This is a genomic window from Pseudomonas sp. GB2N2, assembly GCF_054897705.1.
The window spans coordinates 5,718,482-5,731,283 of the sequence record NZ_CM142701.1; the positions used below are offsets into that span (position 1 = coordinate 5,718,482).

At 61.2% G+C, this 12,802-nt stretch carries 13 protein-coding genes; 4 read left to right on the forward strand and 9 right to left on the reverse strand.

Annotated features, from left to right (window positions below):
- The first annotated feature begins 198 nt into the window (after window positions 1–198).
- From ACYZT4_RS26565 to ACYZT4_RS26575, 3 genes are all read left to right on the forward strand, one after another.
- A complete protein-coding gene (locus ACYZT4_RS26565; RefSeq protein ID WP_461984017.1) occupies window positions 199–864 on the forward strand; it encodes a DsbA family oxidoreductase in 666 nt (221 codons plus the stop codon).
- A gap of 99 nt (window positions 865–963) precedes the next feature.
- On the forward strand, window positions 964–1,659 hold the full coding sequence (locus ACYZT4_RS26570; RefSeq protein WP_461984019.1) for a hypothetical protein: 696 nt from the start codon (window positions 964–966) through the stop codon (window positions 1,657–1,659).
- Entirely contained in the window at window positions 1,656–2,561 is a 906-nt protein-coding gene (locus ACYZT4_RS26575) for a hypothetical protein (RefSeq protein WP_461984021.1), read from the forward strand. The genes ACYZT4_RS26570 and ACYZT4_RS26575 overlap by 4 nt, the downstream gene beginning before the upstream one ends.
- A gap of 52 nt (window positions 2,562–2,613) precedes the next feature.
- On the opposite strand, the gene ACYZT4_RS26580 is transcribed toward ACYZT4_RS26575, so the two are convergent.
- The 6 genes from ACYZT4_RS26580 to ACYZT4_RS26605 are packed head-to-tail and all read right to left on the reverse strand — an operon-like array spanning window position 2,614 to window position 9,922.
- Entirely contained in the window at window positions 2,614–4,002 is a 1,389-nt protein-coding gene (locus ACYZT4_RS26580; RefSeq protein ID WP_461984023.1) for a sigma-54-dependent transcriptional regulator, read from the reverse strand.
- Window positions 3,992–5,764 (reverse strand): sensor histidine kinase, encoded by a 1,773-nt coding sequence (locus tag ACYZT4_RS26585; RefSeq protein WP_461988814.1) that lies wholly within the window; start codon window positions 5,762–5,764, stop codon window positions 3,992–3,994. Before ACYZT4_RS26585 ends, ACYZT4_RS26580 begins: the two co-directional genes overlap by 11 nt.
- A 10-nt stretch (window positions 5,765–5,774) precedes the next feature.
- Window positions 5,775–6,902 (reverse strand): GNAT family N-acetyltransferase, encoded by a 1,128-nt coding sequence (locus ACYZT4_RS26590; protein ID WP_461984025.1) that lies wholly within the window; start codon window positions 6,900–6,902, stop codon window positions 5,775–5,777.
- A 14-nt stretch (window positions 6,903–6,916) separates the two neighbouring features.
- Window positions 6,917–7,810, reverse strand: a complete 894-nt coding sequence (locus ACYZT4_RS26595; protein ID WP_461984027.1) for an alpha/beta hydrolase — start codon at window positions 7,808–7,810, stop codon at window positions 6,917–6,919.
- Complete coding sequence (locus ACYZT4_RS26600; RefSeq protein WP_461984028.1) at window positions 7,807–9,201, reverse strand: aspartate aminotransferase family protein; 1,395 nt, start codon at window positions 9,199–9,201, stop codon at window positions 7,807–7,809. The genes ACYZT4_RS26595 and ACYZT4_RS26600 overlap by 4 nt, the downstream gene beginning before the upstream one ends.
- A complete protein-coding gene (locus ACYZT4_RS26605; protein ID WP_461984029.1) occupies window positions 9,194–9,922 on the reverse strand; it encodes an HAD-IB family phosphatase in 729 nt (242 codons plus the stop codon). Before ACYZT4_RS26605 ends, ACYZT4_RS26600 begins: the two co-directional genes overlap by 8 nt.
- 247 nt (window positions 9,923–10,169) lie before the next feature.
- Between ACYZT4_RS26605 and ACYZT4_RS26610 the strand changes: the two genes are divergently transcribed.
- Window positions 10,170–10,931 carry a MipA/OmpV family protein gene (locus ACYZT4_RS26610; RefSeq protein WP_461984031.1) on the forward strand — a complete coding sequence of 254 codons (762 nt, stop codon included), beginning with the start codon at window positions 10,170–10,172 and terminating at the stop codon, window positions 10,929–10,931.
- Between the two features lie 53 nt (window positions 10,932–10,984).
- Here the strand turns inward: ACYZT4_RS26610 and ACYZT4_RS26615 are convergent, their stop codons facing one another.
- Genes ACYZT4_RS26615 through ACYZT4_RS26625 form a run of 3 tightly spaced genes read right to left on the reverse strand, consistent with a single transcriptional unit; the run spans window position 10,985 to window position 12,691 of the window.
- Window positions 10,985–11,383, reverse strand: a complete 399-nt coding sequence (locus ACYZT4_RS26615) for a DMT family transporter (RefSeq protein ID WP_461984033.1) — start codon at window positions 11,381–11,383, stop codon at window positions 10,985–10,987.
- A gap of 10 nt (window positions 11,384–11,393) precedes the next feature.
- On the reverse strand, window positions 11,394–11,774 hold the full coding sequence (locus ACYZT4_RS26620; protein ID WP_461984035.1) for a DMT family transporter: 381 nt from the start codon (window positions 11,772–11,774) through the stop codon (window positions 11,394–11,396).
- A complete protein-coding gene (locus ACYZT4_RS26625) occupies window positions 11,771–12,691 on the reverse strand; it encodes an arginase family protein (protein ID WP_461984037.1) in 921 nt (306 codons plus the stop codon). Before ACYZT4_RS26625 ends, ACYZT4_RS26620 begins: the two co-directional genes overlap by 4 nt.
- Between the last annotated feature and the right edge of the window lie 111 nt (window positions 12,692–12,802).

Consider the following 12,802-nt stretch of genomic DNA (forward strand, 5'->3'; position numbering starts at 1 on the left):
CCAGCGGTGGCGGCCTGACAGCTGACCTGGCTCTTTGCGCGTGCGCGATTCTCTGTAGGAGCCTGCTTGCTGGCGATTGGGTCCATTGAGGCGATAAACATGTCGACTGCCACGCCAACTCAATTTCGCAAACCAAACCCGATTCCACAGGTGTATCGTTCACTCTTTCCAGCCTGTACCCAGCCTGCGAGGTGAGTGATGAGCAGTCCCTTGAAAATCGATTTTGTCAGCGACGTGTCCTGCCCCTGGTGCGTTGTCGGCCTGTACGGTCTGACCCAGGCGCTGGATCTGCTGGGCAGTGAAGTCCAGGCCGAGATCAGTTTCCAGCCGTTCGAACTGAATCCCAAGATGGGGCCCGAAGGGCAGAACATCACCGAACACATCACCGAGAAATACGGCTCGACCCCGGAGCAATCGCAAAAGAATCGCGAAATGATTCGGGCACGCGGCGCCGAGGTCGGGTTTGCCTTTCGCACAGACGGCAACAGCCGTATCTACAACACCTTCGATGCTCACCGCTTGCTGTATTGGGCGGGGCTGGAGGGATTGCAGTTCAACCTGAAGGAAGCGCTGTTCAAGGCGTATTTCAGCGAGGGCGGCAATCCTTCCGACCCTGATCAGTTGGCGCAGATCGCCCAAGACGTTGGCCTTGATCGCGAGCGAGCCGAGGCGATCCTGGCGTCGGACGCGTTCGCCAAAGAGGTTCGCGAAGAAGAACAGTTGTGGTTGTCTCGCGGGGTCAGTTCGGTGCCAACGGTGGTATTCAACGGGCAGTACGCGGTCAGTGGCGGGCAGCCGGTGGAAACGTTTGTCGGGGCGATTCGGCAGATCATGAGCGAAGCGAAGGGCGGCACGGTCAGCTGATTGCCCTCAGTTGAAAATAAATATATCAATGTGCCACTATGGTTTTAGCCGTTGCTGCCGACACAGGCAGTGACGTTTTAACTCATAGGGATTTGATCCATGACACTTCACGCTTTTCGTACCTGGGCAGCGCTCACCTTGCTCGCCTGCCTGACCCTTACCGGCTGCGCGCACATTCAACCGCCTGTTCCGCTGGATAAACAATTCTGGGATGCCAAAGAGCCGACCATCGGCGTGGCCATCACGGTCGTGCCGGCGCCAGTGCTGGCGCTGACCGGTCAACAGGGCATGCTTGATTACGCGATCAACAAGGGCGTGAACAGCAAGCTCAGCGACAACGTCGAGAAATGGCAAGTGCGCGACTTGAACACGCTGCCGGATATCATCGTCGCCAAGCTCCAGGCCAAGGGCTACAAGGTCAAGCGGATCAACGAGCCGGTTGACCTGAACGTCTACAAAACCACCAGTTTCCGTGAGGGCTACACCGGTCGTGACCTGACGCCGATCAAGGGCGCTTACGGTGTCGATCGTCTGTTGCTGGTGAACGTCTTCGCCACCGGCGCCACCCGCAGTTATTACGGGTTCATCCCGACCAGCGTGCCGATGGCGCAGGTGAGCGGGCAGGGCATGGTGGTCGATCTGGCCGACAATAAATTGCTGTGGTTCAAACCGTTCGCTGCGGTGCAAGCCGCGCAAGGCGAGTGGGATGAGCCGACCTACACCAACCTGTCCAACGCTTTCTACCAGGCCATGGACACCAGCCGTCAGCAAATGATCACGCCGTTCGAGCAATGAAGGGCTTCATCATGGGGGCCGGCGCGCTGGCCCTGCTGATGCTCCCCGGTTGCGCGCAGAAACCGGCGCCCGAGGCCGGTTTCAAATCGCACAGTGCGGCGTCATACGTCCAGGCTCACGGGCTCAAAGTCGACTTGCAGTTGCCGCAGGCGTTTGTCGGCGCGAGCACGGTGATAGACGCCGAGGCGGCGCAGAAGGCGGCTTCATCGAGTCACAATATGGTGGCCGGTGCCAATGCCGCCGGGCTGGCCGGTTTGCTGGTGGCGAGCCTGATCAATACGCAGATGGGCAGCGGCAGTTTGCAGCGCGATGCAGAAAAAGTGGCGCTCAAGGATTCCCGTCCGATGGCCGATCTGCTGGCCGGCGTGCCGTTGCAGGAACGTCTGCAACAGCGTTATCAACAGGCGTCGCAAGTGGCCGGGTTGAAGCAAGGGGAGGGGCAGGTCACTGCGCGTCTGGTGATTGAACCCAAACTGATGCTGACGGCGGATCGCGGCAGTTTCCTGCTGATCAATCACGTTCAGGTTCAGGACATTGCCGGTTCAGCGCTGTACCGCATGCGCATCGAAGTGGCCAGCCAGCCGATCCGCAGTTGCGGCAACCGATGCATCGACGACGGTAGCCTGGACCTGGCGAAGGTCACGGCGGTGCTCGATGAGTGCATCGACGAGTCCATGCGCGTGTTGGCCACCGACCTGATGCAACCGGCGCCACCGGAAGCCGCCCAGGAAACCTTGCGGTATGTGCTCGATGGCCAGCGCGTGGTCGAGCGCGGTTATCAGTTGGCCAACAACGGCAGCTACTGGCGCTATCGCAACCTCTACGGCGCGGTGAAGTCGGTGCCGGTGCCGTTCGAAGATGCGCTGACGCAAGCTCAGTTGCAGAAGGTTTACGGACAATGATCGTTCCCACGTTCTGCGTGGGAATGCCGCCAGGGACGCTCGTTCCACTTGCTCAGCGCACAATCTTGTCCACATGAATCCCCAGTTTCTTCAGCCGATACCAGAAGCTGCGCTCGGAGATGCCGATCAACTGCGCCGCCGCAGCCTGCACGCCGTTGCTCTGCGCCAGCGCCGCCAGAATGTAGGCCTTCTCGACTTCGGCCAGTGCCGCTTCGAGGTCCGGCGGCACGCCGTCTTCGGTGATCGACGCACCACTGCCGGCAGGCTGTGAAGCAAACAGATAAGCCGGCAAATCCTGCTCTTCAATCACCGCCCCTGACGCGACGATGGTCGCCCGTTCCACGCAATTCTGCAGCTCGCGAATATTGCCCGGCCAGGCATACGCGGCCATCGCTTGCAGTGCTTGTGCACTGAAACCGGTAAAGCGTTTTCCCGCTGTGGCGCCCAGCGTGTGGGCGAAATGACGGGCCAGCGGCGCGATGTCTTCAACCCGGTCGCGCAGCGCGGGCAAGGGGATCGGAAACACGTTGAGGCGGTAGTAGAGGTCTTCGCGAAACTCCTTGTTCGCCACTGCGTCCAGCAGGTTTTTGTTGGTCGCGGCGATCACCCGCACATCGACCTTGCGCTCGCGCGGATCGCCCACCGGTTCGATCACGCGTTCCTGCAAGGCTCGGAGGATTTTCGCCTGCAAGGCCAACGGCATTTCGCCGATTTCATCGAGAAACAACGTGCCCTTGTCCGCCTGCATGAAGCGCCCGACACGATCGGCCACGGCACCGGTGAACGCGCCTTTGCGATGACCGAACATTTCGCTTTCCAGCAACCCCTCGGGGATGGCCGCGCAGTTCACTGCGACGAAAGGTTTGTCGGCACGATTACCGTGTTTGTGGATCGCCCGGGCGACCATCTCCTTGCCGGTGCCGCTTTCGCCGGTGAGCAGGATCGTCGCGTTGCTTTCGCGCACCGAATCGATGGCGTGCAGCACCCGCCGAAAACTCGGGCTGTCGCCGATCAGGCTGTCGATCTGCTGGTGTTCGTCGAGTTCGGCGCGCAGGCGCTGGTTATCTTTGAGGATGTCGCGAAATTGCAGGGCCTTGTGGACAGTGATGTCCAGTTCATCAATGTCGAACGGCTTGGCGATGTAGTCGAACGCGCCGTTGCGCATCGACTGCACGGCGTTTTTCACCGTGCTGTAGGCGGTCATCACGATCACCGGCAACTGCGGGAAACGGTTTTTGATTTCCGCCAGCAGCTGCGGTCCGTCCATGCCGGGCATGCGCCAGTCGCTGATCACCAGGTCGATGTCCTCGCTCTCCAGCACCTTCAGCGCGTGCAGGCCGTTGCCGGCGGTGAACACCTGAATGCCGTTCTGGCTCAGTGCCGAGGCCAGCAGGTCACAGAGCTTGGGCTCGTCGTCGACCACCAGTACGTTATGTGTCATTGCTGCCCTCGTCGGAGTCGTCGCCGTTGGCCGGAATGTACAGGCTGAACGTGGCCCCGGCATCTTTTTCGCTGGCGCATTCGATGCGCCCGTCATGACTTTCCATGATCGAGAACACCTTGGCCAGACCCAGCCCGGTGCCCGAGGCTTTGGTGGTGACGAACGGCGTGAAGATCCGTTCGAGCATGTCCGGTTCGATGCCCTGGCCGGTGTCGGCAATGCTGATCACCGTGGAGTGCTGTTCGCTGCTGATGCTCAGAGTCAGCCGGCCGCCATCGGGCATGGCGTCGATGGCGTTGACGATCAGGTTGAGGCCAGCCTGTTTGATTTGCCGCGCGTCGGCGTGAATCGTCGCAGCGGGGGACCGATCATCGATGCGCACATCAATGTTGTGGCTGGCCAGTTCCGGGGCGCAGAAGCCCGCCAGTTCATCCACCAGCGGCCGCGCCAGTTGCGTCGAGCGCATCGGCGCGCTGGGTTTGGCGAAGTCGAGAAATTCGGTGATCAGGTCGTTGATGCGGCTGACTTCGCTGACCACGTACTCCAGATGCCGCTTGTCGGTCTCTGGCAAATCGGCACGCCGGTGCAGCAATTGGGTGGCGGTTTTGATGATGCCCAGCGGGTTGCGGATTTCATGGGCCAGCCCCATCGCTACTTCGCCCAGCGCGTGCAAACGGTCGCGCCGGCGCAGCTGCGATTCCAGGTGCTGCAACTCGCCGAGGCGTTCGCTCATGTGGTTGAAGGTGCTGCTCAGTTCCGCCAGTTCGTCGCCGCCGGTGACGGGCAAACGCTGGCGATAATCCCCGGCGATCACCGCTTGTACGCCGTTGGACAAACCGCGCAATGGCTGGGTCAGGCGCTGCGACACCAGCCAGCCGACCGCCAGCGATGCCGCCGAGCTGAGCAGGAAAATCAGGATGAACAGGTTGCTCTGATTGACCAGCCCGACCAGGCTGGAATGGCGCAGCAGGCCACTGAAGATCACCCCTTGCAGCTCGCCGTTTTCATTGAGAATCGGGCGATAGATGCCGCTGTAGCGGTTGGTGAATTGCTCGATGGGTTGCTTGGTGCTGCGCAGCGTCTGTTCGATTTTTTCCGGCACCGAGGCAGGATGATCCTCGAAGCGCTGGGTGGAGAAAATCTCCGAGAAATCATCGGCCTTGGCCAGGTACAGCCGCAGGTCGAGGGAGTGCACATCGGCGACGCTGGTGAGGAAGCTGCTGTCGAGGTAAGTGGCGATCACCAGTTTGTAATCGACACCGTCCTGGTCAGTTTCGAACGTTGAGACCACGGTGCCGGTGGCCACGCCGCCAACTTGCAGGGTTTGCAACACGGCTTTCGGCGCGGTGCTGATCTGCCGGACGATGTCATCGGCGACGGTGCTGAACACTACTTTGTGATCGCTGTTGCGCACCAGTGCAACCACGTCGATGCCAATGGCGTCGGCGATGTCGGCGGTCAGTTTGTCGTGGTTGCTCGACAGGCGATCAGTGGGCGGCCGGGTGTAGCGCAGGAACAACTGCGCGGCCCGGGCGTTGTCGTGAAGGATTTCACTGATCTCGTCCTCGACGATCTTGGTCGATTCTTGCAGCCAGATCCGTACGTTGCTGTCGAAAATCTGCGAGAGCGTGGTGGCTGCGAGTTCAGCGGCGATCATCGTCGGAATCACGCTGACCAGCCAGAACGCCAGCACCAGTTTGCGTTGCAGGCTCCAGCCGGAGAGGGCGAAAGATCGGGCGGTGCTGCGTGGGTCTTTGGTCATCATGCTTCGCTTATTGCAGCTCGCTGATCGCGGCCGCCATGGCAGGGTCGGAACGGTCCGGTGTGATAAACAGTTTTACCACGCGCAACAGGCCATCGAGCACAGCGTTGCGGTGACGGAAAAACACGGTGTTGCCGGTGAACGAACAACCCAGGCGCAGCTTACTGGCATAACCGGCCTGGCCGCATGCGTAGATCGCAATGCCGTGCTCAATACAGTAGTCGACATTGGCCAGCCAGCTGCGCACATACAGGTTGTGCTCACGGGTTTGCGCCAGGTCATGGGCGAAAAATTTATCCACAAGACGTTGTTCATCGAGCAGTACGAGGTTGAACGCCACCAGTTCTTCGCCGACCCAATACAGCACGCACGCGGCGCGTTCGTTGAGGTGTTCCAGGACCTCGCGGAAATAGGCCGGCGGCAGGCGTTCGAAGGTCAGGTCGCTGCGGCTCAGAGTCGCTTCGTAAAGCTGCATCATGCGCGGCAGCAGGTCTTCGACGGCACTGCGCCATTCGATGCGGGGACCCTGGCCGCGCAGGGTGCGGCGCAGGTCTTTGCGGGTGGATTTGCCCAGCGTGCCGAGGTACGCGTCCACCGAGCCAAAGCTGATCGGCAGTTCTGCGCTGGGCAGCCCCGGCATGCTTTGCAGCCCGGCCTCCTGGCACACCTGCAACCACTGCGAGTCGCGGTGGGAAGCGTCCTTGACCGCCAGCAAGCCGATACCGACCTGATCGGCATCGCTGCGCGCCAGGCGCAACACTTGCCGAAGCAGCTCCACTCGGCGGGCGGGTTCGATGTGTTGCGCGGTGCCGACGTGGCACTGCTCGGCCACGGGCGAACCGAGGGCGTACAGGTGAACGTCGAACAGCCCGGGCCACCAGCGGCGCAGGCGTTCGGTGATGCGTTTGCCCAGCCCCTGAACCGTGGTGTCCAGCGAATACGCTGTGGTGAACGCCACGGCCGCCGCGATCACCATCCCGTCTTCGAACAACACCAGATAGCGCCACTGAAAATCGGCGATGCCGGCGCGTTCAACGGCCCGGTAGTAATCCCAGTCCTCGAGCTCGGCAGGGAAGCAGTCATTCCAGGCATCGCGGTCAATGGCCTCGATCGTCGAGAAGGCTAGGGCTGTGATCACATCGTTTCCTTGGGTTACGCCAGCTGCCGGTAGTCCAGGCGCATGGGTTGCGGGGCGCTGCCTTGTTGCATGAACCGGTGCTGGATGAAGTCCGCGCTCAGCTCCACGACGCGGCGGTATTGCAGGTCGACGGTGATCATGTGGTAGCAGTCATCGAGGAGGATTTTCACCACCGGGCCGCCGAGTTTGCGTTCCACATAATCGGCGTTCCAGCGACTGGTGATATCGTCTTCCCGCGAGTGCAGCACCAGCGTTTGCGTGGTGATCTGCGGCATGCGTTTTTTCACCGCCGCCACCAATCGGTGCAGCTCCCGGACACTCACCCCGGACATCGTCAGCAGCCCGGCATTGCTGCTTTCTCCGGCCTTCATTTGCCGCTCGACAATCGCGCGCAAGCGTTCGTCCTTGATGCCGTAGGGCGGTTTCTCGTTAAAACGGCACAGGTGCACGCCGAACGGAATCGACATGACCAGGCTGCTTAATTTCGCCACCCACGGCATGTTCCAGCCGTCGTAGCGCAGGGTCGTCGAATACAGCAGCAAGCCTTCGATTTGCCCAGGGTATTCGGCGGCCAGGTACATCGACAGCACCGCGCCCATCGACAAGCCACCGACAAACACGTGCTCATGTTTGCGGCGCACGCCGACAAAGGTGTTGCGCGCGCTTTCATACCAGTCGCGCCAGCCGGTGGCTTGCAGGTCGGCGTTGTTCCCGCAGTGCCCGGCCAGGGTCGGTACGTACACCGTGCAGCCTGCCTTGGCCAGGCCCAAGGCCACCCGACGCAACTCGGTCGGGGTGCCGGTGAGGCCGTGGATCAACAACACCGCGACCTCCCCTGAGCCGAGAACGAAACCGGCGCTGCCTTCGCCCATGTCGATCTCTTCTTCGATTGAAAGAGAGTCGTTCATCGTTTCATGGCTCGAGCCAGCAAGCGGTCGAGCAGGGCGATACCCAAATCAATTTCCGGGTAACTGATTTCCAGCGATGGCGCGAGGGTAATCACGTTCTTGTAGTAGCCGCCCACATCGAGAATCAGGCCCAGGCGTTTGCCGTCGATTTCGATGTCGCCCTTCATGCCTTCATCGACCATAAAATCCAGGGTGGCCTTGTCCGGAGTGAAACCGTCCGGTCCGCAGATTTCGCAGCGCAGCGCCAGGCCCAGGCCGTCGACATCGCCGATGATCGGGTAGCGTTTCTGCAAGTCCTTCAGGCCTTCGAGGAAGTAGTTGCCCTTGTTCATGACCATTGCGCCGTAGTCGACTTCGCTGGTCATCTTGAACATTTCCAGACCCACCGCAGTGCCCAGCGGGTTGGACGCGAAGGTCGAATGGGTCGAGCCCGGCGGGAAGATTTTCGGGTTGATCAGCGCTTCCTTGGCCCAGATCCCGCCGAGGGGATTGAGGCCGTTGGTCAAGGCTTTGCCGAAGACGATCACGTCCGGCTTGACGTCGAAATGCTCAATCGACCACAGCTTGCCGGTGCGCCAGAAACCCATCTGGATTTCGTCGACCACCATCAGGATGCCGTGCTGATCCAGGACATGCTTGAGTTCACTGTAGAAATTCATCGGCGGAATCACGTAGCCGCCGGTGCCCTGAATCGGCTCGACGTAGAACGCGGCGTATTCGCTCTGGCCAACTTTCGGGTCCCAGACGCCGTTGTATTCGGTCTCGAACAGGCGGGCGAATTGCTGCACGCAATGACTGCCGTATTCTTCCTTGGTCATGCCTTTCGGGCCGCGGAAGTGGTAGGGGAACGGAATGAAATTGGCGCGTTCGCCGAAGTGGCCGTAGCGGCGGCGATAGCGGTAGCTGGAGGTGATCGACGAGGCGCCGAGCGTGCGGCCGTGGTAACCGCCCTCGAAGGCGAACATCAGGCTCTTGCCGTTGGTGGCGTTGCGCACGACTTTCAGCGAGTCCTCGATGGACTGCGAACCGCCGACGTTGAAATGCACGCGACCGTCGAGGCCGAACTTTTTCTTGGCGTCCACGGAGATCATTTCCGAGAGCTCGATCTTGCCTTTGTGCAGGTACTGGCTGGCGATTTGCGGCAGGGTGTCGATCTGCTGTTTCAGCGCGTTGTTCAGGCGCGGGTTGGCGTAACCGAAGTTGACCGCCGAGTACCACATTTGCAAATCGAGGTAGGCCTGGTCTTCGGTGTCCCACACGTAGGAGCCTTCGCAACGGCTGAAGATGCGCGGCGGATCGATGTAGTGGACAGTGTCGCCGTAGGAGCAGTACTTGGCTTCTTTATCCAGGAGGATCTGGTCTTCTGCAGTGGCGATTCGAATATCAGACATGGTGGATGAGTTCCCGTTTTTCAGCGTTGAGAGCTTCTGTGTTGAAAGTTTCTGTATTGAAAGAATTGCCGTTGGCGGCGTTGGCGCTTGGCAGCAAGGCCAGCAACGCAGGCAGTTCGGCGAAGCTGTCGAAGCGCGCATGGGCGATGCCGTTGCGCTCGCAGTGCTCGGCCAGGCGATCCTTGGCGAACACGAAATCGGCATCGCTGGCCACGCACATGTCGGACTGGCCATCACCGATCACCAGCACGCGTTTGGCGCTGGGAGTGGATTTGCATTTGCAGTTGCCGGAGGCGGCACGGCAGGCGTCGCTGGCATGCGGGAAGTCGATGCGCCAGCTGTCGTGGTCGAGTTGGCGCAGGCGGTTGGCGAGGATCGGCAGCAGGCTGACGTAGTTGCGCGCCAGAATCCGTGCGATGCCTTGCTCGATGCCGTCGCTGACCACTTCGAGCGAAGCGCCGAGGCCGATCACGTGGTCGACGAAATCCGGGAAATCCGGGTCGATCTCTACAGTGTCGAAGAACCCCAGCAGCTCGGACGGTGTGGCCTTGACCAGCGACAGCTGGCGGCTGAGGCATTCCCGCGAACCGATATCGCCCGCCAGCCACTCGGCTTCGATCGCTTCCCAACTGGGGTCGGCGAAGCGTTGGAGGATGCTGTCGATCACGTCAGTGCGGGTGATGGTCCCGTCGAAATCACACACGATATGCCAGTCAATCATCTGCGTTACCTGTGTTGTACCTGTGTTGTAAAAAGTCTGCGCAGGGTGGTGCTGTCTGCGCTGCAAAGGGGGTAGAGCAGGGAGTGTGCCAATCGTGTTTGGCCCAGTAATGCCGGGTTTTTGGCCGGATCAGGCAGTGGCGAAGCCACAATTTTTGTAGGTCGCTACAAACAACATGAGTGCTTGCGTGGGGGACGGGGTCTGCGCGTTCATGCGCGCATGCCCCGTTAAGTTAAGGAGTGGCCTCATGTCGAGGATCAAGCTTGCTGTGTTTGCTGCACTGGCCTGCGTGTGCGCCAACGTCTTCGCTGACCCAATCACCGGTGAGGCGGGCCTCGGCCTCAGCTATCAGCCGCACGATCCGAGCGGCAGCCGCTACGAAACCCGGCCGGTGCCGTATCTCGATCTGGACTGGGGCGATGTCAGCCTGAGCACCGACGACGGGCTGACCTGGGACGCGTTCAAGGCCAACGGTTTCAGCGCCGGGCCGTTTGTGAGTTACCTGCCGGGACGCACTTCGAACGGCGAGCTGCAAGGGTTGCGCGATGTGCCGGACATGGGCGAAGTGGGTGGTTTTGTGCAGTACGCCCCGGCTGATTTCTGGCGCGTGTTTGCCGCCGTTGGCCAGGCGGTGGGCGGGCGCGGCGGGCAGGGCGGGACGCTGGGACGTGTCGGCGGGGAGATCGGTTATCCCATGGGTGGCGGGGTGATTGGCAGCAGCAACCTGACCGCACATTTTGCCGATGCCAGGCAGAACCAGACGTACTTTGGTGTCAGTGCCGATGAGTTCCGGGCGTCGGGGATTCGTGCGTATAACGCCGGTGGCGGCTTGCAGAACGTAGCGCTGACCCAGAGCTTCGAGTTTCCCCTGGCACCGCACTGGTCACTGCTGACCAGTGCGAGCTGGGTGCACCTGACAGGTTCGGCGGCGGACAGCAGCATTGTCCGGGCGGTGGGGAATAATAATCAGGGCGAAGTGCAGGCGGCGGTTGCCTACAAGTTTGACTGAAGGTTTTTGGTTCGCCTGTCTGACGCGATGGGGCCTTTAAGATCACAAAAAAACTAGGGTTCCTTACCCTCGGCCAGCAGCGCAATCCCGCCCATGATCACCGCGACGCCTGTCCAGTGCAGCACGCTGATGTGTTCGCCCAGTCCCAGCCAGGACCCAAGCAACACCCCGACAAAGACCAGTGAACTCAACGGAAACGCCAGCGACAGGCTGCTGCGCCGCAGAATCAGCATCCACACGAAGAACGCGCCGATATAACAGAGAATCGCCACCCACACGCCGGGATTCACCGCCACGGCCATCAGCCACGTCAGGTTGAAATCCATTTGCCCCAGTTGATCGCCGCCGACCTTGGTGGCGATCTGGCCGGCGCTTTCGAAACCGATCAACAGCGCCCACAACACCACGCTGCCAAGACGTTCGTGCAGCCAGTCGGTCTTGCTTCGGGTCATCGATTGAGTCTCATGCATGGCCGACACACACGAGCATCACGCCCGCCGTAATCACTAACGTCCCGAGCCAGCGCCGCCGGCTGACGGTTTCGCCGAGGATCACTTTGCCGGCCAGCACCACGCCGCAATACGCCAGCGCGGCAGCTGGAAACAACAAACTCAGCGGCGCCCGGGACAGGGCTTCGAGCCAGACGAAAAACTCGATCACGTAGGCGCCGATTCCGCACCACAGCAGCGGCGCGTTGAACACCTGGCCCCAGAACGCATTCAGGCGAAAGCCACCTTCGAGCTCTGGCAAACGGTCGAGGCCGAGCTTGAAACAGAGCTGGCCAATCACGTCCAGCACGATGGACAAAGCCACCAGCGCAATGACGGTTACGGTGAAGGTCATGGGAACAACTCCTCGAACAGCTCGATCAGCGCCAGGTTGGTCGCCGCGTTGCGCAGCAGATCGTCGGAACTCCAGCGTTCCGCCGGCGGCTGGTCGGACTTGGCTTCCCAGCGTTTCAGGGCGTTGCTGTACGCCGGGCGGGCGTACTCGCCGCAGATGTCGATGCCGAGGATGCGCTTGCTCGCGGCCAGCTGGCGTATCGCTTGCAGCAAATGGCTGAGGCGCATGCCGCCCTGATCCCAGTTGGTCGCGGCGTCCTCGCTGGCCAATACGTCCTTGTCGATGGTGATCCACACCGCTTGGGTGGGCAGGCTGGCGATCAGCTGTTGGAGAAAGTCCGCCCAGTCCAGTTCGGCGAGATTGCGCCAGTGCAGCAGGTTTTCCTGCTGGCGATGACCGGCACCATCGCCGACCCGGCCCCAGACTTTCGAGGGGGGATGCTGCCACGGAAACAGCTGCAACGCCCCGCGCCGCAAAGCACTGAGGTTACCGCCCTTGAGCTGCGGATTTTGCAGGTCATCGCTGCACGGGCCGAGGGTGACGATGCGCTGGATGTTCGGCAGTTTCAGCGCCATATTGACCCACGAACCGCAATGCCGGCGCGGGGCGAAGTGCACCCAGTCGGGGTGATTGTCGAAGTGGATCAGGCTTGCCGGCTCAGGCAAGTCAGTCAGGAATGCCGGGGTCAAATGGTGGTAATCGCCGGAGCCGACGAAGAATATTTCCGGTTGAGGGCCGCTGTGCTTGGGGCGTTGTTGCAGGCGTTCGGCGAATCGGCGCCAGGTGCGTTCGCTGGACCACAGCCGCAGTTTCGGGCCGAGGTCGAGCAAGTCCAGGCGTTTGGCACGGCCGCTGTCGAGCAGGCGCGCGATGGGCGCCTGGGCCGTCAGGCTGTGGTCGAGATCTAAAATATTCAAGGTCGCAATTCACCCTTGGCAGACCCACCCAGACACCGGCGTCATCCATCATGACGACCGGCCGAGGGGGCTTTTGGGGGTAAATGCAAGGGCCGGGCCAGCCTCTTTCGT